The sequence below is a fragment of the Aeromonas sp. DNP9 genome (assembly GCF_001728955.1).
GTDB lineage: Bacteria > Pseudomonadota > Gammaproteobacteria > Enterobacterales > Aeromonadaceae > Aeromonas > Aeromonas veronii.
The window spans coordinates 94,671-115,079 of the sequence record NZ_LYSQ01000009.1; the positions used below are offsets into that span (position 1 = coordinate 94,671).

The following is a 20,409-nucleotide window of genomic DNA, read 5'->3' on the forward strand; positions in this document are numbered from 1 at the left end:
AATTGGTCGCTTTTTTTGTTCCACGAAGAGGGTCGTAGATGATGAAGAGACAGAAGCGGGACCGTCTGGAAAGAGCTCGTGCTCGTGGTTATCAGGCTGGCGTGGTCGGCAAACAGAAAGAAGCGTGTCCGTATCAATGCCTGGATGCCCGAGGGCATTGGCTTGGTGGTTGGCGTGACGCCATGGAAGGGCGGGGCTCAGGCCTCTTCATGAAGTAGCAGGTACTTCATCACTCATTACAAAAGGAAAGGGGCCGTTGTGGCCCCTTTGCGTTAGTGCTGTTTTACCACCAATCAGAGAGATCAGAATGCGGTGGTATCTTTGAACAGGCCCACTTTCAGGTCGGTGGCGCTGTAGATCGGACGGCCGTCAACTTCGACCACACCATCAGCAATTCCCATCACCAGCTTGCGGTTGATGACGCGCTTGAAGGTGATCTTGTAGGTCACTTTCTTGGCGGTCGGCAGGATCTGGCCGGTGAATTTCACTTCACCTACGCCCAGAGCACGACCCTTGCCGGGGCCACCTTTCCAGCCAAGGAAGAAGCCAACCAGCTGCCACATGGCGTCCAGACCGAGACAGCCAGGCATCACAGGATCACCTGGGAAGTGGCAATCGAAGAACCAGAGATCCGGAGTAATGTCGAGCTCAGCCAGGATCTCGCCCTTGCCGTGTTCACCGCCGTTGTCATTGATCTTGACGATGCGGTCCATCATCAACATGTTGGGGGCAGGCAGCTGACTGTTACCCTCACCAAACAGTTCGCCACGGCTGCAAGCCAGCAGCTCTTCACGGGTAAAAGAGTTCTTGCCCTGTTCGCACAGGGAAAGGCGGGCTTCCATGGTGGTATTGTCTACGGTCACGCGGTATTTCCTTCAAATGGGTCAAAGCCGGGCCAATTTAGCTTACAGTTGTTCGCTAAACAACTCCGATCACTTCATCAGCGGCCAAACAGGCGCCCCAGCAGGGATTGCAGCAGTCCGACTTTGGCAGTGGAGCCGTTCAACTCGTCCAACCGCTCCTGAATACGGCCAAACAGAGTATCGGGCATATCAGGCTCACCGGCGACACAGCCAGTGAGCAACTCGATGGCCTCTTCCACATGATCCACCGGGTGGATGTGGAACTGGCCTGCTTCAACCGCTGCAATCACCTCGTCAGAGAGGTTCAGCTGCTGGATGTTGGTGCCCGGCAAAATGATCCCTTGCTTGCCGGTGATGCCGTGGATTTTGCACACCCGGAAGAAGCCTTCAATCTTCTCGTTCACGCCACCAACGGCCTGCACATTGCCAAACTGATCGACCGCACCGGTCACGGCGAAGTGCTGATAGATAGGCTGGCGGGCGAGGGCAGAGAGCAGGGCACACAAGCCGGTCAGGGAGGCACTGTCGCCATCAATTTCGTGGTAAGACTGCTCGAACACCAGATTGGCCGACAGGGGGGAGGGGTTCTCTGCACCAAATTTGTTGGAAAGATAGCCGTGGATAATCATCATCGCCTTGGCGTGGATATGACCGGCCAGCTCCGCTTTGCGCTCGATATCCGCCACATCGCCATCACCAAGGTGTACGGTCGCGGTGAGGCGCACCGGCTCGCCGAAGTCATAAGGGTGACCGGAGACCTGAATGACAGACAGGCCGTTGATCTGGCCAATCTCTTCGCCATCGGTTTGCAGCAGGATCTGGCCGTCGATAACCCCTTGATCGGACTGCTCAACCAGATAGTTGAGGCGGTAATCCTGCTCTTCCAGTGCGCCGCGAATATGCTCGTCGGTGACCACATCAGATTCCAGCTCCCGGGCCAGACTGTCAGCCATCCGCATGATGGCGGAGAGTTGCACTTCGGAGAGCGACAACCACTCCTGATGGTCACAGAGGCGGCTGGCATGACGACAAAGGGCGGCGAGGGCGGCTGGCGTGAAGTCCAGAAGGCTCCAGCGCTGGCGCAGCCAAGCCAGGTACTGCAGAAATTCCTGCAGATCCTCTTCAATATTCACCTCTGACACCAGATCCGCGCGCAGGAAGATGCGCTCGGACATATCGCGATCCAGCATCTGGAACTCGGCCACGTCGAGTCGGTCACCGACCAGGATCAGCTTGAGCTTGATGGGGGTCGCTTCAGGCGCGAAGAAGGGGGTCAGGGTTTTCCCTTCCTGATAGGCGTTCCAGTCCAGCTCGCCTTTTTGCATGGCATTTTTCAGTTTGAACCAGAGGTGTGGCTGATCCAGCAGCTCATCCAGTTGCAAAATGAGGTAACCGCCGTTAGCTTCGCGCAGCAAGCCAGGCTCCAACAGGTGCTGGTTGGCATAGACAGAGCCTTGCTCGGTCTGGTAGTTGATGGAGCCAAACAGGGTATCCCAGTTGAGGTCACGGCCATAAATTACCGGCGCTTCCTGCGCTTCGTGGTGGATCAGCAGGTTGATCAGAATGGGGTGCTGGAACTCCAGACCCAATGCCACGTGAGCCGCCAGATCGGAGAGGAAATCATCGATTTTCGGATCATTGTTCTGCTTGCGCATGATGCGGGTCACGATGCGTTCGGCATCTAGATGGTGGCTCAACAGCTTGAGCAGCTCGCCAACCATTTCGCAAAACTCGACGCCGGTGCCCGGTTGCAGGCGCAGCCAGATAGGTTTGTAGGGGTTGTTCAGATTCTCGGTGTAGCAAAGATCAAACAGGTCACCATCCTTGCCATTAGAGTCGGCAATCAGCGTCTGGCAAACGCCTTCGTAATCTGCGCCGGGGAATCCGTTGAGCAGCATGACCGGACAGTCACCATCAAAACTGGCAAGACGTTTGATGCCGGAAATGGCTCTGGGTTGCAGCGCAGCAAAGGGGATAGGTTCAAGCTCGCTGAGCTTGGTGAACTGTTCAATCGCAAAAGCGGGTTTTAATTGTTCTGATGTTAATTCAGCCACTTAAGACATCCGGTCGAAGATAGGATCAATTGTTGCCATTATACACAGTTCAATAAGTGGTGACAGGAAACAAGATATATGATTTAACATAATATGCATTATGCGCAGTGTTGTCTGGCCCGTGGCTGGGCGTCAGGAATATAGCAACCGCAAGGGCTACAGCCGTGCCTGTACCTTTTGTGTACTTCGCTAAAATGTCATACCAAGCGCGTTTTAGCTCGGGATCTTCTTCTCTGGCTGCTGCGAGGCTTAGCATTACTTCTTTGACATCAAGGTCGACAGCCTCGGCAATCTTTTTTGCAGTTGCATCAGTGAGTTGCGCTTTGCCTCTGGTAAAGCGTGATATGTGAGATTGCGTGAAACCCAAGTCAGCGGCGACTTCCTGAAACTGGGTGAATTTTTTGGCTCTCATGTAAGCCTCGATCAACGATTTAGAGTCCATTTTTCTTAACTCCTCACTTTATCAATGGCCGTATCATAACCATTTTTGGCCTAAAAAAGCCCGTTGAAACTTACTTGCGAAATTGATCAAATGCCACTTGCCAACCTAATCAAGTGATTGATCTATGACCTACTCTAGCCCACAAAACCAAGATCTGCCTGCGCTCATAGAGCGCAAGGTCTATTGGCAGGCTGAACCGACCGGCGATCTCTCCGCCTGTGTCGCGGGTCAGGTTGAGATGTTTCGGGATCTGCATGAGCTGCGGGTCTATCTGTCCATGACGTACCCCGATACCGTGTTCGAGCTGGTCGAAGTGACCGAGGACACATGGCAAGGTTTCTATGATCAGGGAGTCTTTTTCGATGACTGGTCATAATTCCGTGATGCCGATAAATAGAGTTATCGGCATTACTGTGAGAGATAACAAGGCTTATTAAAAGAAGTAGCCCGCATTTTCCTTAGCTTAAAGGCTCGGAAATCGATCAGGATCGAGGCTACACACAGACCTCCAGCGATCTGACTGCCCAAAGCAGAAGGACAATATCTGGTTGATTCCCCCTGCAGATGCTCTTGCAGCGACAACAGAATAACACAGTCAACCGCCCTGCCCCACATCACCGAAATGTCCCATTTTGAGACAAGAGTCCACTATTAATCAGTACATTGTGCTGGAGTCCCTTCCCCTATGGAACGTTAAGTTTGATTTTCACCGTTATAACCAAAGTCATTACCGTGAATATTCTTAGAAATATCTGCCCCCGACTTGAGAGGTCTCTCTCTGGAAGTATTGATACTCTTTCTTGTAAAACAGCCATAAAAATGCCGACTATCGCGATAGACTCCCCTCCCCTTAAATCGTCACGGCTTATTCGGCTTGAAGAGTATTCGCCATTTCATTTTGGAAGTTGGGTCAATTCATATTCAAGGCACGTTTGGCGATGGCCAATGTGGGTGGCTGGCAGGTCAAGTAGAGGTTGCTGTTGAATTGCTGCAATATGCGTTTGAGCTCGTTCATATCATCGGGATGGAGGGTTAAGGACCAGAGTGCTCTGGGCTGGCCGTGATGGAGGCCATTGGTATAGATAATGGTGCAATCTTCGATACGCAACTCTTTGCAGTGGGCCTCCATCTGCAGGCCCACATCCGGAAACCAGATATGCAGTGTGCCTGAAGAGATAAAGGTGAACTGGGCCATGAGCGACCCTTTGCCAACGATCCTGAAGGTCTTTTCCACCACTGCCACTTGCATATCCGCTCCTTGGCTTCTCGTTAATATTGACATCAATATCACCAATGATGACTGGATATGCAAGTGTGATAACAAGGCGCAGTTCAAACCGAATATGATTGCTTCAGGCATGTTACTTAGCTTTCGGCATCTGGTAGTCTCGGTGTTTCAGCAAGCAATTTCGTTTTTTGCTTCTCTGTTACGCGATAAATATGTATGCCGCAGATGAGAAGGTGCCTGTTCTTAATCATCCATGTGAACCAGAAATATTCCCTGAACCGATTGCCATCCAGAGAAGTACGACATCGCCGCACCAACTTCAATGACATCCCAAACAAGCCATTCTGTGTTCTAAGAGCAGTCAATACAAATCAGGGTAATGTCACGTTGTTCGTTAGCTTTTGTGAGCGTTATCTCTCACTTGTTGGTTCAATCGGTCCAGCGGCTTTTGCTGGGCGCTCTCATGTCGTTCACTGTTGCTGGTGTGCAGGTATTTCGAAGTGGTGTCGATGCTGTCATGTCCTGCATCGGCTTGTACGTGGGAGAGCGGTCGACCGTGCAGGTTGATGTCATGGGTGATCCCGGTGTGGCGGATCGCATGGGGAGAGAGTTGCCGCATCTCGGCCGCATCCTGGGCAAAGCCATCCTGTTCGGCCAATTCTGCCCCCTTGCTGATGATCACCATGATCAAATCCCGTAGCTGGCGAATTCCAAGGTTGGCGTTGAGTTCCCCTTGCTCGCGGCCGTGGGCTGCCGCTTTATGGCGAACGAACAGTGGCGTCTGTTCATCCGGTGTCGGCAAAGCAGAGAGACCGAGGAAACGGCGGTAGCGTTCGAGAGCCGCCAACAGCGCTTGGGATACCGCTACGGTACGCCGTTTGCCCCCTTTGCTTTGCGGAATAAAGTATCCCCAGACGCCGGTTTTGCGATCCCGCCTGAACTGCCCCATCACAGGGGTAAAGCCCGGCCGGGCTGCAACTTCAGAGATCCGCAGATAGCAGGCGTACATCAGAACGGTGAGAAAGCGGCTGCGCTCGTGCTGCTCCGGATGGTCGTTGGCAAGGGTATCGGCGGCCTGCATCACGTATGACCACTGCAACTCGCTGAAGGCCTGCACCTGATCATCGGCTTCCTGCTGTTGCGGCCGTTTGACCCGCTGCAGTAGCAGAGCGGGATTCCTGTCCATGTACTCCTCCTGGATCAGGAACTGGAAGAAGGCCGACAAGATGGCGAGCTTGGTCTTCATCGCCTGCTCGCTAAGACGATAGGGCAAGGTGCGTCCCAGTTCCCGCTTGCCGAGGAACGGTCGCCATTGCGGATTGGGCAACCGCTCTCCCCACTCCTTGTCGAGGACAAATTGCGCTACGTTGCGATAGGCGATCAACTCGTCAGGGGGGGACTGACAGTAGTCGAGATAGCGGATCATGATGCGGCGAGTGAGATCTTTCGGGCTGATGGCCGCCTCTCGAAAGCACCAGTGCAAAAAAGTGGTCAGTTCGCTGCGATAGGTTTTGTAGTTGTTTTCGCTGTTGCGCTGCTCCAGTAGCCAATCGACCGCCAGTTCGTAAACCAGACCGGCATCGGGCACATCATTGAGGCTGAGGTTGGCAAGGTACTGATTGACCTGCGGATTGCCAGCTTCCAGATAGGTAAGGCTGTCAAACAGCGGCATGGCTGGCGGCAAGGATAATGGTTGTTGAGTCATGGTGTTGCTTGTTGATGCTGAGATGAGTCGATATGAGCCTGTGAACCGAGTTGATAGAAAAGGGCTCGTGATAGATGAATGCGGCTTCTATTGGGATTGGTACTGCCTCTTGTTGTTGCTGATTAAGGTCACCTGGAGTGATCTGGATAACGTTCTCTCCACTGTTTGCTCATTATTTCCTCATAGTTCTGGCTGATGTCGCTCAGTGGTGCACGCTATCTAGTTATGCATGGGATATGCACCCTTGTTAAAAAATTCTCGGGGTAAATAGCCGTAAAAATAGTTTTAAATGCAAATAAAGTGAATGCAGCGAGCTGTTTATCCCGAGAAATAGCAGGTCTGTGCAATCAGGCCACCTGCTTTAGTGGCTTCTCCTTGCGCTTGGCTGCTGGGGCCTCTTCCTCTTTCGTGCCTGCCTGAACCTTGCCGCCGCGCAGCAGGGTTTGCAGCACATCGCGCTGTTCTGCCAGGTAGAATGCCAGACTCTCTTGCTGCTCTGGTGCCAGCTCGATCGGGGCGCCAGCCAACAGGGTCATCAACTCATCGGCCGTATCCAGCAGCTTGTCATAGGCATCGGCCTCTTTTTTGCTGGCAAAGGTCATTTTTTCCACTCCCCCACGAACAACCACATATTTGATCTCGACAGCCATGATGGCCTCCTCTTGGTGATGATGGATAGAGTATATGTATGGATATACAGTATTGCAAATAACCTCACCGGAAAAGAGTTCGCCGGGGTTTAGCGACAAAAGCCGCGCTGGATCAAGCTGTCTCAAAGTGCCATTTGACTTCCACGCCTGACTGGTCAGATCATGGCCTTATGACGATCGTACGACACCTGTTTATCCTGCTGATGGTAGAGGTGCTGCTCCTTGGGAGTATCGCCCACTTGGTCGTGGGACTCCCCTGGTTGCTGACCCTGCTGTTTGTTGTGTTTGCCCTGCTTGGGTTGCGTTGTCTGGTGGTGCTCGGCAGCTGGCTGTTTACCCGTTTCTACCCCTCCCCGGCTATCGGCCCCTGGCGCAGGGTGAAGATGATGGCGCAGGAGATGCTGGCCTACCTCTACACCTTCACCTTGCTGTTGCCATTCGAGCCTTTGTTGATGGCACCCGATCGGCTGCGGTCATGCCAGCGTCCCGTATTGCTGGTACATGGTTACGGTTGCAGTCGCGGGATCTGGCGCACCCAGCGCGCCCGACTGGAGGCCGCAGGCCATGTGGTCGCCACTATTACCCTGATGCCACCATTTGGTCATATCGATGAGATGGTGCCGCTGCTGGCCACCCGGATTGACGATGTGTTGGCGCAAACCGGGGCTGACAAGCTGGTGCTGATCGGTCACAGCATGGGCGGACTGGTCTGCCGCGACTATCTGGCTATCCATGGTGGTGACAAGGTTGCGTGCCTGATCACCCTGGCTACGCCTCATCAGGGGAGTCAGCTGGCCGCCCTTGGGCTTGGGGCCAATGCCCGCGAGATGGAGCCCGGTTCCGGCTGGTTGCAGCGTTTTGCCTCTGTGCCGCTTTGCGTGCCCGGCATCTCGGTGCGCACCAGTCACGACAATGTGGTGATGCCGCAGGAGCGGCAACGATTGGCGGGAATGGAAGATATCGAGTTGCCTGCCATTGGCCATCTCTCTCTGCTCTACTCCCGTCGCACGACAGATCTGCTGCTTGATCTGCTGTCCCGAGTCTGACCCTCCTTATTCGTCCTTCAACTGTTATTCCAAATAAAACAGGGGCCTGATTGCTCAGGCCCCTGTTGATCTCTTTATCCCATCATTCGGTTAGAAGTGTATCCCCTTGATCAGGGTCGAGACGGCAACCTGATCGGCGGTGGCCTTGGACTTGTCGCCATCCTTGGGATCGGCAAAGGTGCGGAAGCTGGTGTTCATGATCACCTGGGCGACGCGCGGTGCCAGGGCATGCACCACCTGACCAAACACCCCGAGGCGAGTGGCCAGACGAACGTGCTTGTTGATGATGGTATCGCATACCAGATCGGCAGCCTCTTCCGGCGTCATCATCGGTACCTGCTCATAGACCTTGGTCGGTGCGACCATTGGCGTTTTCACCAGCGGCATATTGATGATGGAGAAGCTCACCCCCTTGTCGGCAAACTCGGAGGCGGCAGTCCGCACCCAGGCATCGAGGGCCGATTTGGAGGCAACATAGGCGGAGAAGCGCGGCGCATTGGTCAACACCCCGATGGATGAGATGTTGATGATGTGCCCTTTTTTCTTCTCAATCATGGTTGGCAGCACCCCCATGATCACCTTGAGCGCACCAAAGTAGTTGAGCTGCATGGTGCGCTCCAGATCGTGGAAGCGATCGAAGGAGTCCTCGATGGAGCGGCGGATGGAGCGGCCGGCATTGTTGACCAGAATATCGACGCCGCCGTGATCGGCCACGATGCGAGCGGTGATCTCCTCGGCCTGGGCCAGATTGGAGAGATCCCCCTGATAGATCTCGATGGTCAGCCCCAGCTCGGCAAACTCCGCTTTAGTCTCGGCAATCTTCTGCTCGTCGCGAGCGATGGTAACGACGTTGGCCCCCGCCCCCGCCAGCTTGCGTGCGGTTGCTCGGCCAATGCCGGAGGTGGCCCCGGTCACCAGCACAACCTTGCCCTCTACCCGACCACGCAGGGAGCGATCGATGAAGAGCTCCGGGTCAAGGTGACGCTCCCAGTAGTCCCACAGCCGCCAGGCGTAGCTGTGCAGCGGTGGCACTTCGATGCCTGTCCCTTTCAGTACCCGCTGGGTTTCGCGACTGTCGAAACGGGTGGGATAGCTGATAAGGCGGAACACATCCTTGGGTAGACCCAGATCGGCGATGGCGGCATCGCGGATACGGCGCACTGGCGCCATGGTCATCAGCATGGCGGTCAGGTGGCGGGGAATGAAATTAAAGAGAGAGGCATTGATGCGGATCGCAGGCTCCGGCGCATGGGCGGCGCGGGAGAAGGTGCTCAGCATGTCGCCAACCCGCATCGGGTTAGGGTCGGTCAGGTGGAAGGTCTTGTTCTCCTCTCCCTGCTGATGGGCGATATGCACCATGGCATCGACCACAAAGTTGACCGGCACGATATTGATACGGCCCCCTTCCACCCCAATGGCCGGCATCCAGGGCGGCAGCAGACGGCGCAGCTTCTGGATGGTCTTGAAGAAGTAGTAAGGGCCGTCGATCTTGTCCATCTCGCCGGTATTGGAGTCACCGACAACGATCCCCGGTCGGTATACCCGCCACGGAACTGTGCACTCGTTTCGCACAATCCCTTCCGCTTCGTGCTTGGTCTGGAAGTAAGGCATGTCGAGGTGTTCGGCTTCATCGAACATGTCCTCGCGAAACAGACCGTCGAACAGGCCCGCTGCAGCGATGGAGCTGCAGTGGTGGAACTGCCCCGCCCCCAGCCGCTCGGCAAGTTGAACAGCCTGACGGGTCCCTTCGGTGTTGACCTGCTGCTGGATCCCGGCCTTGGCGTTGAGGTCATAGATGGCCGCCAGATGGAAGAAGTGGTCGATCTTGCCGATCAACTGTTCCTGTATCTCGACCGATACCCCCAGCAGCGGTTGCGTCATGTCGCCATAAACCGGGACTGCGCGCGATTCATCCACATTCCAGAATGAGAACAACTCTGACAATTTCTCCTGATGAGAGGCGCGCATCAGAAAATAGACGGTACAGTCGGGATGCTGTTGGAATAACTTTTTGATCAATCGACGCCCGATAAAACCACTACCGCCAGTAATGAAATAGTTCATAAAGAGAATCCTGCTACTGATTAGGGTGTTACTAGGTTGTTAGATATATCACGATTCATATGGGAATCCGCAATTTGATTGTCGGTTCGTGAGCAAACCCTAATTTCGGTGGTGTGCCTGTTCCGTTATTAGGTAGAACCCTCTATTTTTTGTCCCTAGACTGAAGTTGAAAAATCAGTAATGCCACAACCCGATTGCAGTTTCGTTGTCGCCATTACATTTATCTGTCGTTATTCAAGGAGAAGATCATGGCTAAGAAATTGAAAGCGCTGGCAGGGTCAGTGACCGACAACCAACTCACCTCCACCATCAAGGAGTCCACCCAGCAGATCTGGTTGGCGGGTCTGGGTGCCTATGCCAAGGCGCAGGAAGAGGGTGGCAAGATCTTTGAAGCGCTGGTGCAGGAAGGTGAAGCGCTGCAAGCAAAAACCCGTCAGAGCGCAGATGAGAAGATTGCCGCTGTAACCGACAAGACCGCCAATACCTGGGGCCGTCTGGAGCAGGTGTTTGAAGATCGCGTGGCCCGCGCTGTGGCCAGCCTCGGCATTCCGACCCGCAAGGATATCGACAAGCTCTCCAAGCGCATGGCCGAGCTGACCGACGTGGTCCAGCAACTGCTGGATGCACAGGAAGAAGAAGCCCCTGCCGCTGAAGCCAAACCGGCTGCCGCCAAAAAGCCCGCTGCCCGCAAGCCTCCGGTAAAGAAGGCGCCGGTAGCCAAGGCTAAAGAGGCCGTGGTTGAGCAGGCCGCCGATCTCCTCTCCGCCGCTGAAGATGCGGTGAAAGAGGTGAAAGCCAAAGCAGAGAGCGTCCTGCCCTGATCCCTCGCGGTGACGGAAGGTGATTGATACCGGCCCATGCCCTGCGCTGGGCCGGTCTTGTCATGGTGAATGTCATGGATAGAGAGGCGACGCTATGAGTACCATCGCAATTGCCCTTGCTGGCGGCGGGCCGCTCGGCGGCATCTACGAGATCGGTGCCTGCGCAGCCCTCTCTGACAGCATCAACGGCCTGCGCCTTGACCATGCCGATATCTATGTTGGCGTCAGTTCGGGGGCCGTGGTGGCCTCGGCGCTGGCCAACGGCATCTCGCCGGCTAAGCTGGTGCGGATCCTGCTCAGCGATGATTCGGGGGAGATGTTTGACCCGGCCACCTTGCTGCGCCCCGCCTTTCGTGAATATGCCGACCGCCTGACCTCGATCCCGCCACTGGCGTGGCAGAGCCTGACCTACTATCTCGCGGCGCCCTGGAAGCGCAGCCTGTTTGAATCGCTGCAGGGGCTCTCCAAGGCCATTCCGACCGGACTGTTCGACAACCGCGGGGTGGATCGCACCCTGACCCAGTTTTTCTCTCGTCCCGGCCGCAGCAATGATTTTCGCCAGCTGCGCAGCCGACTGTTTGTGGTCGCTACCGAGCTCGATACCGGCCATCCGGTCGCCTTCGGCAGCCCGGGGCTCGATGACGTGCCCATCTCTGCGGCGGTACAGGCGTCGGCCGCTCTGCCCGGTCTCTTCCCCCCTTCATTGATTAACGGGCGTTACTATGTGGACGGGGCGCTGATCAAGACCCTGCACGCTTCGGTAGCGCTGGAAGAGGGGGCGGATCTTGTGTTCTGCATCAATCCGCTGGTGCCCTATGATGCGGACATGGCCGCCGGCGCGCCGACCAATCTGGTGGACAGCGGTCTGCCGGTGGTGCTGGCCCAGACTTTTCGCGCCATCATCCACTCCCGCATGCATGTGGGGATGGATCGCTACAAGCACCAATATCCCGACGCCGACGCCCTGCTGTTTGAGCCCTCTTCTGCCGATGGCGAGATGTTCTTCACCAATGTGTTCAGTTACCGGGATCGTCGCCGTCTCTGTGAGCACGCTTACCAGCATACTCGCCGCGATCTCTGGCAGCGTCGTAACGAGCTGGCGCCGGTGCTGGCCAAACATGGCCTCGAGCTCAATCTGGCCGCGCTGGCCGATGAAGATCGCACCCTGCTGGCCCCCGGCATTGGCTCGGTCGCCGCCCTCGACAAGTCGCTGGAGCAGTTGCAGCACTGGCTTGCCAAACGCTATCGCCACGGCGTGCGCCGTTCATCACCAAAGGAGTAGCATGGATCGCAAACCCAAACGCCGTACCCGGGAGCGGATCCTGACCACTGCCCTCGCCTGCTTCAATCGACAAGGGGAACCCTGCGTCACCACCTCGGCCATTGCGGCCGAGATGGAGATCAGCCAGGGCAATCTCTACTACCACTTCCACAACAAGGAGGAGATCGTCAACGCCCTGTTCTGCGAATTTGAACAGCAGATGGATCGCCTGCTGGAGGCGGTCAGCACCCCGTCCGATGAGCCAGAAGATATCTGGCTCTTTCTCCACCTGATGTTTGAAGCCATCTGGCAGTACCGTTTCCTCTACTACGATATCGCGACCCTGATGAGTGGTTATCATCAGGTGGAACAGCGCTTTTCCGCCCTGCTGCGCCGCCAGGAGCAGACCGCCATCACCATTTGCAACCATCTGCAAACGGTCGGGCTGATGGAGGGCACGGCGCAACAGATGCGCACGCTGGCGGCCAATGTGGCGCTGGTGGGCACATTCTGGATCTCTTATCAGCGGGCACTGCACCCCAAGGCGGACGCCGATATTGCCCTCGGCGTCTTTCAGGTGATGCAGCTGGTCGCACCCTATTTGCGGGCCGATGCCCGCGCTCATCTGGGCGCCCTCGCCCACCACTACACCGACAAGGTTTGATTCACATGCTACAGGGAGAACAAGCATGACCACTTCACAACTCGAATTTGTCCCCTTCCCCTACGCGGATGCGGCTTATGACTATGCTGGCCAGAAGCTGGCGGACAACTGGGATCGTCTCCATCAGGGGGATGCCGAACCCTGGCCCGAGGATGAGCAGGTACAGGATGCCTGGCGGGCCTATCATGCCGGGGATTTTGCCCAGGCCGTCGCCCTTGGCGAAGCGGCCGGTGAGGCGGGCCTCAATGTGGCGAACAAGGCGCTGATGATCCACGCCAGCTACCTGCTGGAGGACAAGTATGCCAAGCGCGCCGCCTTCGAGCGGGCGGCCAGCCATGCCGAGAAGCTGCAAAAACGCCAGCCCAAGAACGCCAACGCCTGGTATTTCCACGCGCTGGCACTCGGTCGCTACAGTCAGGTCATTTCCATCTCCAAGGCCCTCTCGCAAGGAATTGGCGACAAGATCAAGGCAAGCCTTGAGAAGGCGCTGGAGCTGGCGCCCGATCACGCCGAGGCCCATATTGCCTTTGGCGCCTGGCATGCGGAGATCGTCGACAAGCTGGGGGCCATGATCGGTGGCCTCACCTATGGCGCCAAGAAGGAGGAGTCCGAGCGTCACTTCAAGGAAGCGCTGGCGCGGATCCCCGACTCGGCTATCGCCCGCATGGAGTACGCCAACGCACAGGTGATGCTGCACGGCAAGAGCCGCCTGAAAGCCGCCGAAGCCCTCTATGCCGAAGCGGCCGAGTGCGAACCCATGGATGCCATGGAGCGCCTCGATGTGGAGGCGGCGCGGGAAGAGCTGGAGGATTAATCCGCCACTCCTGCCACTAAGAGGTAGCAAAACAAGAGGCCAACCCGCGGGTTGGCCTCTTTTTATTAGGATTTTTACGTATCGGATCAACCCAGCAGCGCATCAAGGCCGTTCGGGTCGAACAGCAGCTCAGGCTCCAGCAACACCAGCAGTAACAGTTGTTCAAACTCCACGGCGAAGCGGTCGACAACCTGATCCGGGTCAGGTACCAGCTTCTTGTCGGTGATAAGGCCCAGCTGCACCTTGTGATCGTAAGAGAGGATGGAGACGCCGACGCCGATATCCCCCGATTGCGGCACCCAGAACAGCGGCTGACGCAATTTTGCTCCAGCCAGATAGAGGGTCTGCTGCGGGCCGGGCACGTTGGTGATCACTGCACTGGCTTTGGCCGTGAGCAGCTCGACGGCCTGTTGCTGCACCGCATTGGGAGCCATGCCAAGGGCATGTAACAGGTTGAGCACCACCACGGGTTGCAGCGAGGTGCGCAGCGCCTGCATCCGGTCACGCACGGTATAGAGCCGCTGCAACGGATGTTCAACATCCAGTGGCAAGTCCAGGGCCACCAGCCCGAAGCGGTTGCCAAGTGCTCCTTCATCGTCCGGCGCACGCATATTGACTGGCACCAGGGCGCGGATCTTGACCTTGTTGGCATCATCCCCCTTCTCCTGCAGGTAGTGGCGAAACGCCCCTGCGGTGGCGGCGATCAGCAGATCGTTGACCGAGCAGCCCAGTACCTTGCCCACTGCCTTGATATCCGGCAGATCAATTTGCTCTGACCAGGCCACCCGCTTGGTGCTGGTGGTTTTGCCCCGCAGGCGGCAGGGTGAATCATCACCGAGGGTGGCGATATTGCACAGCTCGCTCGCCACATCCCGCCCGGTCTTGAGGTAATCCACCGCCTTGGTGGGATGGGTGATCACTTCGACATATTTGGACCAGAGGCTACCGGTCAGCTTGAGACCGGCCCGCACCAGACGGCTGCCCTGGTGGCAATCCTCCTCATCCTCGTCATCGCTGTCATCCAGTGGCTCCGGTGACGGTGGTCGCGGCGCCCCTTCCGGGGTGTTATCCATCATGGTCAGCATGGCCCGCACCAGCGAGAAGCCATCGCCCATGGCGTGGTGAATGCGCACCACCAGCGCTTGCCCACCCAGCGAAGTGTCGGTCAGGTGCATATCCCACAGGGGGCGCTGGTGGTTGAGCGGCGTCGAGGCGAGATCGGCCACCAGCTTCTCCAGCTCCAGCTTGCCTGCTTCACCCGGCAGGATCACTCGCTTGAGGTGCTGATCGAGATCGAAATCGGGATCATGACGCCAGTAGTAAGAGCCCCCCTCCAGCACGGCCCGCTGGTGAAAGCGGGGTTGCACCGAAATGGTGTGGCGCAATCCGGCCCGCAAACGCGTTTCATCAAGTTCTCCTTCAAACATCAGGACACCGATGATCTGCATCAGGTTGTTGGGTCTGTCCATGCGTAACCAGGCGGTATCGACGCAGGAGATAAATTCACTCAGTGGCATGGTTGTTTCCCTACAAAATGAATTTATCGAGGCGGCAAATTGCTCCTTCCCTCATATCCGGATGAAGGTTTGATGCAATCAGAATGACATTAATGAGTGCCGACTCGAAATATGAAATAAAGATGAAATTTTACTTACAAAATAGAATCGAGACCTCGCTGGATAATAAATCTGACAAACCATATGGCTTGCCAACTTATTTTAAACAGCCATCGTTTACAGTTGGTTTATTTAAAACCAGTGCGACGAAGAGTTTCAAACACGTTTGGGGCAAGGTAAGCGATTGTCGACATAATCGAGGATCTCTTGCTCCAGTACGCTGCGTACTGGCAACAGCATCAAACCAAGATGCACTTCCAGTTTCAGGGTATCTTCGTCCAGGGTGAGAGTGCCATGTACCCCTGAGCCGCGAAAACGAAGCTCGGTCTCCTCTTCATCCGCCCATTCGCAATCGAGTTGATAGCTCTCGCTCATGTCCGCAGCGATGGCTTCGGCCGCGATCCGGGCGGCGGCCAGTCCCAGCGGATGCTGACGGCTGATCTGGATGGTAGAGAGTGCGCTGCTGCCAGCGAGCGAGTTGAAGAACATGGTCGTTACTCTGGGTCATAAGTTAGTTATTGATATTAAACACATGTTCACAACAAATGAAAGGATGGTTCACATAAATGGGACTCACTTAACAGAGTCGAGAGGGATGCAGGCCATCAGCGGGGCATGGCATTTATTCCCTCCCTCGTGCGCGCTACACTTGTCACGGAACGGTCAGCAAAAGCTGCTTGTTTTTCATTCACTTGTATCTTCGTATCACCCAATCCCCATCAATGGGCCCAAGGCCAGAGAGCTGTAGATGACGCATCAAGAACATGCCCACGACGACGATAGCACCCTGGGTCGGCTCTACCGCCAGCTCAAGCGGGTTGCAGCCTTGCGCGAGCAGATGCGTGCCCACTCGGAGGATCAGCAGGATCGGGATCGGCTACGCCAGTGGCAGGCTGACCGGTTGGGGCGAACCCACCGTGATCTGCTGGAGAGTGACCGCTACGGCCCGGCGGCCGAGTTTTTCCTGACCGATCTCTATGGCCCGGGGGATTGCGCTCGCCGCGATGCGGACGTGATGCGGGTGATGCCGACCGCCGAGCGGCTGTTGCCGGAGTCCGGCCACAAGGTGCTGGCGCAGGCGATCGAGCTTGATGCCCTCTCCGAGGAGCTGGACTACCTGATGGTGGTGGCGCTGCGGCGCATTGATGGCATTGATCCCATCACGCCGGACCATTACACCATCGCCTATCGTGCCGTGGGTGAACAGGCTCGCCGGGAACATCAGATTGCGCTGGTGAGCGAGCTTGGCATGACGCTGGACAGGCTGGCGAGAAAGCCGCTGGTGGGGGCAACCCTCAAGCTGGTGTCAGGGCCCGCCCATCTGGCGGGGCTTGGCGAGCTCTTCTCCTTTGTCGAGCGCGGCTATCAGGTGTGTCATCAGATGGGGCGTGCCAACGAGTTTCTCGAAACCATCGCCAGTCGCGAGACGGCCATCATGACGGCGCTCTTTAACGGCGACAGCAGTGCGCTGGGGTAAGGCTTACGCGAGGGATAAGCCGCCAGAATAACAAAGCGGGCCGATGAGCCCGCTTTTCGTTTATCACTGTTTGCCGATATGTTGGCCAATACAAGACCGGTCAGATCACCAGCAGATCCATAAAGGCGTGCACCGGGGTGGCGGCAAGGCGCGGCCCGTCCTGACAGAGAGCCAAAATGTCGTTGATCCGTTTGGCCGGGAAGCGGGTGGCCAGATTGTGCTGGAATTTCTCCACCAGCAGGGGGATCCCCTCCTCCCGACGGCGACGATGGCCGACCGGATACTCCACCTCCACCTTGGCGGTGTGAGTACCGTCCTTGAAGAAGATCTGGATGGCGTTGGCAATGGAGCGCTTGTCTGCCTCCAGATACTCGCGGCTGTAGCGTTTGTCCTCCTGCACCACCATCTTGCCGCGTAGCGCGTCGATGCGGGGATCGGCGGCAACATCATCCTCGTAATCCTCGGCGATCAGGCGACCGAAGATGAGCGGCACTGCCACCATGTACTGCAGGCAGTGATCCCGATCGGCCGGGTTGTTCAGGGCCCCGACCTTGCTGATGATGCGAATGGCCGACTCATGGGTGGTGAGTTCGATGCGGTCTATCTCGTCGAGCCGCCCCTTCACCTGCCCATGCAGCTTCATGGCGCACTCCACCGCGGTCTGGGCATGGAACTCGGCGGGATAGGAGATCTTGAACAGCACGTTCTCCATCACATAGCTACCGTACCCCTGATGCAGGGCGAACTGATTGCCCTTGAACAGCACGTCGTAGAAACCCCACTTGGGCGCGCTCAGTACGCCGGGATAGCCCATCTCGCCGCTCATGGTGATCAGGGCGAGGCGCACAGCGCGCGAGGTGGCATCCCCCGCCGCCCAGCTCTTGCGCGACCCCGCATTGGGGGCATGGCGGTAGGTACGCAGGCTCTGGCCATCTACCCAGGCCTGGGAGACCGCATCGATCACCTGATCACGGGTGCCCCCCAGCATGTGAGTCACCACGGCGGTGCTGGCGACCTTGACCAGCAAGACGTGATCGAGACCGACCCGATTGAAGGAGTTCTCCAGCGCCAGCACACCCTGGATTTCGTGGGCTTTGACCATGGCCACCAGCACATCAGCCATGGTGAGCGGAGCCTTGCCCTCTGCTACGCGAGTACGGGAGATCCAGTCAGCGGTGGCGAGAATACCGCCCAGATTGTCGGATGGATGACCCCACTCGGCGGCCAGCCAGGTGTCGTTGTAATCGAGCCAGCGGATGATGGCGCCGATATCCCAGGCTGCCTTGACGGGGTCAAGGCAGAGCTGGGTACCGGGCACCCGGGCACCGTGGGGCACGACAGTACCGGGTACGATGGGGCCAAGGTGCTTGGTACACTCGGGGAAGCGCAGGGCCAAGAGGCCACAGCCGAGCGTATCCATCAGGCAGTAACGGGCGGTGTCGAGAGCCGCCTCGCTGGTTACGGGGTGGTTGCAGACATAATCGGCAATATCGACCAGTACCTGATCGGGCTCGGGTCTGTGGTTGACGTCGACGTTGGCGGACATCGTGATTTCCTTATCGTTGTTGTAGAGAGACAAAGTGACGGGGGGCCGGGCCGACATAATCGGCGCTCGGGCGGATGATCCGGTTGTGCTCGCGCTGCTCCATCACGTGGGCGCACCAGCCGGTGACCCGCGAGCAGACGAAGATAGGCGTGAACAGCTTGGTCGGGATCCCCATGTAGTGATAGGCGCTGGCATGGAAGAAGTCGGCGTTGGGAAAGAGCTCTTTCTCTTCCCACATCACCTTCTCCGCCTCGCAGGAGACGCGATAGAGGCGATCATCCCCCACCGCCTCGGCGAGCTTGGCCGACCACTCCTTGATGATGACGTTGCGCGGATCCGAGGTGCGGTAGATGGCGTGGCCAAAGCCCATGATCTTCTCCTTGGCCGCCAACTTGGCCAGCAGTTCGCGCCTTGCCTGCTCTTCATCCTGCCAGTGTTCGATCATCGCCATGGCCGCCTCGTTGGCTCCGCCGTGGAGCGGGCCGCGCAAGGTGCCGATGGCGGCGGTGATACAGGAGAACATGTCAGAGAGCGTCGAGGCGCAAACCCGCGCCGCAAAGGTTGAGGCGTTGAACTCATGCTCGGCGTAGAGGATGAGGGAGACATGCATCACCCGCCGCTCCAGCTCGCTCGGCACTTTCTGGTGCAGCAGTGCGAGGAAATGGCCACTGATACACTCTTCATCGGTATCGAGGGCGATGCGAACGCCCTCGTGGCTGAACTTGTACCAGTAGATCAGAATGCCCGGGAAGGCAGCCAGCAGCCGATCCGCCACTTCATGTTCATGCTCGAAGCCATCTTCCGGCTCCAGATCGCCGAGCATGGAGCAACCGGTGCGCAGCACATCCATTGGGTGAGCATCGGCGGGAATGCGCTCCAGTACCTCCAACAGCGGCTGGGGCAAGGTGCGCAGGCGACGCAGCTCGCGCTTGTAGGCGTCAAGCTGCTGCTCACCGGGCAACTCACCCTTGAGCAGCAGATAGGCGACCTCCTCGAACTGGGCGCTGTCGGCCAGCTCCTTGATGTCGTAACCGCGATAGGTAAGACCGGTGCCACTCTTGCCCACGGTGCAGATACTGGTCTCCCCTGCGCTTTGGCCGCGCAGACCGGCCCCGCCCAACGGTTTTTGCTGTCCCATAAGCTGCCTCCTATTCCTTGGCTGTAAACAGACGATCCAGTGTCTGCTCGTAGTGGTGATATCTGAGGAAGTCGTAGAGCGACTCCCGGGTCTGCATGGTCTCCACGACGGCCCTTTGATGGCCATCCTGGCGAATATGTTGATAGACGTTGAGGGCGGCCTGATTGGCGGCCCGGTTGGCACTCAAGGGGTAGAGCACCATATCGACCCCGTGGGCGGCCAGTTGCTCTTTGTCAAACAGCGCGGTTTTGCCGAACTCGGTCATGTTGGCGAGGATCGGCACTTTGGCCGCCAGCTTGAACTGGTCGTACTGGGCAAGCTCGGTCACCGCCTCGGCGAAGATCATGTCGGCACCGGCGGCTACATAGGCAGCGGTGCGTTCAAGAGCCGACTCCATCCCCTCCACCGCCAGTGCATCGGTGCGGGCCATGATGGCGAACTCGCTATTCTCGCGGGCATCCACTGCGGCCTTGATGCGATCGCACATTTCCTCCAGCGACACCACCGCCTTGTTGGGACGATGACCACAGCGCTTCTGGGCCACCTGATCTTCCATATGGACGGCGGCAACTCCGGCTCGCTCGAACGCGCGAATGGTGCGGGCGATATTGAATGCCCCGCCCCAGCCGGTGTCGATATCGACCAGTAGCGGCACTCGGGTCGCTGCGGTGATCCGTTCGGCATCGATCAGCACATCGTTGAGGGAGGTCATGCCAAGATCCGGCAAGCCGTAGGAGGCATTGGCCACTCCGGCGCCGGAGAGATAGAGGGCTTGAAAGCCGCTGCGCTCGGCCATCAGCGCCATATAGGCATTGATGGTGCCGACGATCTGCAGGGGATGTTCATTGGCAAGGGCGGTGCGAAAGCGCAGGCCTGCCGAGGGGGACAAACTGGACATCATGACTCCTTTCACCTGTCTAGTCTGGCTATCTAATATCACGTTTACGTTAACGTCAATTATACTTTCGTAACATTCTGGCCGCAGGCAAGACAGGAAACCGGTTTTAGGGTAAATTTCAC

At 57.3% G+C, this 20,409-nt stretch carries 20 protein-coding genes; 8 read left to right on the forward strand and 12 right to left on the reverse strand.

Going from position 1 to position 20,409, the window contains the following annotated elements; translation table 11 throughout:
• The first annotated feature begins 41 nt into the window (after window positions 1–41).
• Window positions 42–218 carry a ribosome modulation factor gene (gene rmf, locus A9G06_RS21425; protein WP_010674759.1) on the forward strand — a complete coding sequence of 59 codons (177 nt, stop codon included), beginning with the start codon at window positions 42–44 and terminating at the stop codon, window positions 216–218.
• Between the two features lie 84 nt (window positions 219–302).
• Here the strand turns inward: rmf and fabA are convergent, their stop codons facing one another.
• From fabA to A9G06_RS08055, 3 genes are all read right to left on the reverse strand, one after another.
• The gene (gene fabA / locus A9G06_RS08045) at window positions 303–842 is read right to left on the reverse strand and encodes a 3-hydroxyacyl-[acyl-carrier-protein] dehydratase FabA (RefSeq protein ID WP_196783564.1); all 540 of its coding nucleotides are present in this window, start codon (window positions 840–842) and stop codon (window positions 303–305) included.
• 98 nt (window positions 843–940) lie between these two features.
• A complete protein-coding gene (locus tag A9G06_RS08050) occupies window positions 941–2,917 on the reverse strand; it encodes a Lon protease family protein (protein ID WP_069554855.1) in 1,977 nt (658 codons plus the stop codon).
• A gap of 49 nt (window positions 2,918–2,966) precedes the next feature.
• A complete protein-coding gene (locus A9G06_RS08055; protein ID WP_069554856.1) occupies window positions 2,967–3,359 on the reverse strand; it encodes a helix-turn-helix domain-containing protein in 393 nt (130 codons plus the stop codon).
• Window positions 3,360–3,483: 124 nt separating this feature from the next.
• Between A9G06_RS08055 and A9G06_RS08060 the strand changes: the two genes are divergently transcribed.
• Window positions 3,484–3,735 carry a hypothetical protein gene (locus A9G06_RS08060; protein ID WP_019446385.1) on the forward strand — a complete coding sequence of 84 codons (252 nt, stop codon included), beginning with the start codon at window positions 3,484–3,486 and terminating at the stop codon, window positions 3,733–3,735.
• A 534-nt stretch (window positions 3,736–4,269) separates the two neighbouring features.
• On the opposite strand, the gene A9G06_RS08065 is transcribed toward A9G06_RS08060, so the two are convergent.
• From A9G06_RS08065 to A9G06_RS08075, 3 genes are all read right to left on the reverse strand, one after another.
• Entirely contained in the window at window positions 4,270–4,719 is a 450-nt protein-coding gene (locus tag A9G06_RS08065) for a hypothetical protein (protein WP_253182317.1), read from the reverse strand.
• A 262-nt stretch (window positions 4,720–4,981) separates the two neighbouring features.
• Entirely contained in the window at window positions 4,982–6,259 is a 1,278-nt protein-coding gene (locus A9G06_RS08070; RefSeq protein WP_069554857.1) for a tyrosine-type recombinase/integrase, read from the reverse strand.
• Between the two features lie 380 nt (window positions 6,260–6,639).
• Window positions 6,640–6,942: a YebG family protein gene (locus A9G06_RS08075; RefSeq protein ID WP_005333111.1), complete on the reverse strand. Its 303-nt coding sequence runs from the start codon at window positions 6,940–6,942 to the stop codon at window positions 6,640–6,642.
• 170 nt (window positions 6,943–7,112) lie between these two features.
• On the opposite strand from A9G06_RS08075, the gene A9G06_RS08080 reads away from it, so the two are divergent.
• Entirely contained in the window at window positions 7,113–7,988 is an 876-nt protein-coding gene (locus tag A9G06_RS08080; protein ID WP_069554858.1) for an alpha/beta fold hydrolase, read from the forward strand.
• A gap of 90 nt (window positions 7,989–8,078) precedes the next feature.
• Here the strand turns inward: A9G06_RS08080 and A9G06_RS08085 are convergent, their stop codons facing one another.
• Window positions 8,079–10,052 (reverse strand): SDR family oxidoreductase, encoded by a 1,974-nt coding sequence (locus tag A9G06_RS08085; RefSeq protein ID WP_069554859.1) that lies wholly within the window; start codon window positions 10,050–10,052, stop codon window positions 8,079–8,081.
• A 248-nt stretch (window positions 10,053–10,300) separates the two neighbouring features.
• Between A9G06_RS08085 and A9G06_RS08090 the strand changes: the two genes are divergently transcribed.
• From A9G06_RS08090 to A9G06_RS08105, 4 genes are all read left to right on the forward strand, one after another.
• Window positions 10,301–10,873, forward strand: coding sequence for a phasin family protein (locus tag A9G06_RS08090; protein WP_005333118.1), 573 nt, complete (start codon window positions 10,301–10,303; stop codon window positions 10,871–10,873).
• Window positions 10,874–10,967: 94 nt separating this feature from the next.
• Complete coding sequence (locus tag A9G06_RS08095) at window positions 10,968–12,155, forward strand: patatin-like phospholipase family protein (protein ID WP_005360486.1); 1,188 nt, start codon at window positions 10,968–10,970, stop codon at window positions 12,153–12,155.
• Window position 12,156: 1 nt separating this feature from the next.
• Window positions 12,157–12,798, forward strand: a complete 642-nt coding sequence (locus A9G06_RS08100; RefSeq protein ID WP_069554860.1) for a TetR/AcrR family transcriptional regulator — start codon at window positions 12,157–12,159, stop codon at window positions 12,796–12,798.
• Window positions 12,799–12,823: 25 nt separating this feature from the next.
• Window positions 12,824–13,612, forward strand: a complete 789-nt coding sequence (locus A9G06_RS08105) for a hypothetical protein (RefSeq protein WP_069554861.1) — start codon at window positions 12,824–12,826, stop codon at window positions 13,610–13,612.
• An 86-nt stretch (window positions 13,613–13,698) separates the two neighbouring features.
• On the opposite strand, the gene A9G06_RS08110 is transcribed toward A9G06_RS08105, so the two are convergent.
• On the reverse strand, window positions 13,699–15,129 hold the full coding sequence (locus A9G06_RS08110) for a wax ester/triacylglycerol synthase family O-acyltransferase (RefSeq protein WP_069554862.1): 1,431 nt from the start codon (window positions 15,127–15,129) through the stop codon (window positions 13,699–13,701).
• A 255-nt stretch (window positions 15,130–15,384) separates the two neighbouring features.
• Window positions 15,385–15,717: a polyhydroxyalkanoic acid system family protein gene (locus A9G06_RS08115; protein ID WP_058058145.1), complete on the reverse strand. Its 333-nt coding sequence runs from the start codon at window positions 15,715–15,717 to the stop codon at window positions 15,385–15,387.
• 259 nt (window positions 15,718–15,976) lie between these two features.
• Here A9G06_RS08115 and A9G06_RS08120 point away from each other — a divergent pair, with 259 nt between their 5' ends.
• Entirely contained in the window at window positions 15,977–16,705 is a 729-nt protein-coding gene (locus A9G06_RS08120) for a hypothetical protein (protein WP_069554863.1), read from the forward strand.
• 100 nt (window positions 16,706–16,805) lie between these two features.
• Here the strand turns inward: A9G06_RS08120 and A9G06_RS08125 are convergent, their stop codons facing one another.
• From A9G06_RS08125 to prpB, 3 genes are read right to left on the reverse strand one after another with little or no spacing between them, the layout of a single operon-like run.
• A complete protein-coding gene (locus A9G06_RS08125) occupies window positions 16,806–18,251 on the reverse strand; it encodes a bifunctional 2-methylcitrate dehydratase/aconitate hydratase (RefSeq protein WP_069554864.1) in 1,446 nt (481 codons plus the stop codon).
• A 10-nt stretch (window positions 18,252–18,261) separates the two neighbouring features.
• Window positions 18,262–19,389, reverse strand: coding sequence for a 2-methylcitrate synthase (prpC, locus tag A9G06_RS08130; protein WP_069554865.1), 1,128 nt, complete (start codon window positions 19,387–19,389; stop codon window positions 18,262–18,264).
• Between the two features lie 10 nt (window positions 19,390–19,399).
• Window positions 19,400–20,287: a methylisocitrate lyase gene (gene prpB, locus A9G06_RS08135; protein WP_069554866.1), complete on the reverse strand. Its 888-nt coding sequence runs from the start codon at window positions 20,285–20,287 to the stop codon at window positions 19,400–19,402.
• Window positions 20,288–20,409: the final 122 nt, after the last annotated feature.

What these genes read in the sequence shown, in the direction of transcription:
- A9G06_RS08095 (WP_005360486.1), top strand. Translation starts at nt 10,968, where the DNA reads ATGAGTACCATCGCAATTGCCCTTGCTGGCGGCGGGCCGCTCGGCGGC.
- prpB (WP_069554866.1), bottom strand. Translation starts at nt 20,287, where the DNA reads ATGTCCAGTTTGTCCCCCTCGGCAGGCCTGCGCTTTCGCACCGCCCTT.
- A9G06_RS08105 (WP_069554861.1), top strand. Translation starts at nt 12,824, where the DNA reads ATGACCACTTCACAACTCGAATTTGTCCCCTTCCCCTACGCGGATGCG.
- fabA (WP_196783564.1), bottom strand. Translation starts at nt 842, where the DNA reads ATGGAAGCCCGCCTTTCCCTGTGCGAACAGGGCAAGAACTCTTTTACC.
- A9G06_RS08110 (WP_069554862.1), bottom strand. Translation starts at nt 15,129, where the DNA reads ATGCCACTGAGTGAATTTATCTCCTGCGTCGATACCGCCTGGTTACGC.
- A9G06_RS08060 (WP_019446385.1), top strand. Translation starts at nt 3,484, where the DNA reads ATGACCTACTCTAGCCCACAAAACCAAGATCTGCCTGCGCTCATAGAG.
- A9G06_RS08075 (WP_005333111.1), bottom strand. Translation starts at nt 6,942, where the DNA reads ATGGCTGTCGAGATCAAATATGTGGTTGTTCGTGGGGGAGTGGAAAAA.
- A9G06_RS08120 (WP_069554863.1), top strand. Translation starts at nt 15,977, where the DNA reads ATGACGCATCAAGAACATGCCCACGACGACGATAGCACCCTGGGTCGG.
- A9G06_RS08115 (WP_058058145.1), bottom strand. Translation starts at nt 15,717, where the DNA reads ATGTTCTTCAACTCGCTCGCTGGCAGCAGCGCACTCTCTACCATCCAG.
- A9G06_RS08085 (WP_069554859.1), bottom strand. Translation starts at nt 10,052, where the DNA reads ATGAACTATTTCATTACTGGCGGTAGTGGTTTTATCGGGCGTCGATTG.
- A9G06_RS08125 (WP_069554864.1), bottom strand. Translation starts at nt 18,251, where the DNA reads ATGTCCGCCAACGTCGACGTCAACCACAGACCCGAGCCCGATCAGGTA.
- A9G06_RS08070 (WP_069554857.1), bottom strand. Translation starts at nt 6,259, where the DNA reads ATGCCGCTGTTTGACAGCCTTACCTATCTGGAAGCTGGCAATCCGCAG.
- A9G06_RS08090 (WP_005333118.1), top strand. Translation starts at nt 10,301, where the DNA reads ATGGCTAAGAAATTGAAAGCGCTGGCAGGGTCAGTGACCGACAACCAA.
- A9G06_RS08100 (WP_069554860.1), top strand. Translation starts at nt 12,157, where the DNA reads ATGGATCGCAAACCCAAACGCCGTACCCGGGAGCGGATCCTGACCACT.
- A9G06_RS08055 (WP_069554856.1), bottom strand. Translation starts at nt 3,359, where the DNA reads ATGGACTCTAAATCGTTGATCGAGGCTTACATGAGAGCCAAAAAATTC.
- rmf (WP_010674759.1), top strand. Translation starts at nt 42, where the DNA reads ATGAAGAGACAGAAGCGGGACCGTCTGGAAAGAGCTCGTGCTCGTGGT.
- prpC (WP_069554865.1), bottom strand. Translation starts at nt 19,389, where the DNA reads ATGGGACAGCAAAAACCGTTGGGCGGGGCCGGTCTGCGCGGCCAAAGC.
- A9G06_RS08065 (WP_253182317.1), bottom strand. Translation starts at nt 4,719, where the DNA reads ATGCCTGAAGCAATCATATTCGGTTTGAACTGCGCCTTGTTATCACAC.
- A9G06_RS08080 (WP_069554858.1), top strand. Translation starts at nt 7,113, where the DNA reads ATGACGATCGTACGACACCTGTTTATCCTGCTGATGGTAGAGGTGCTG.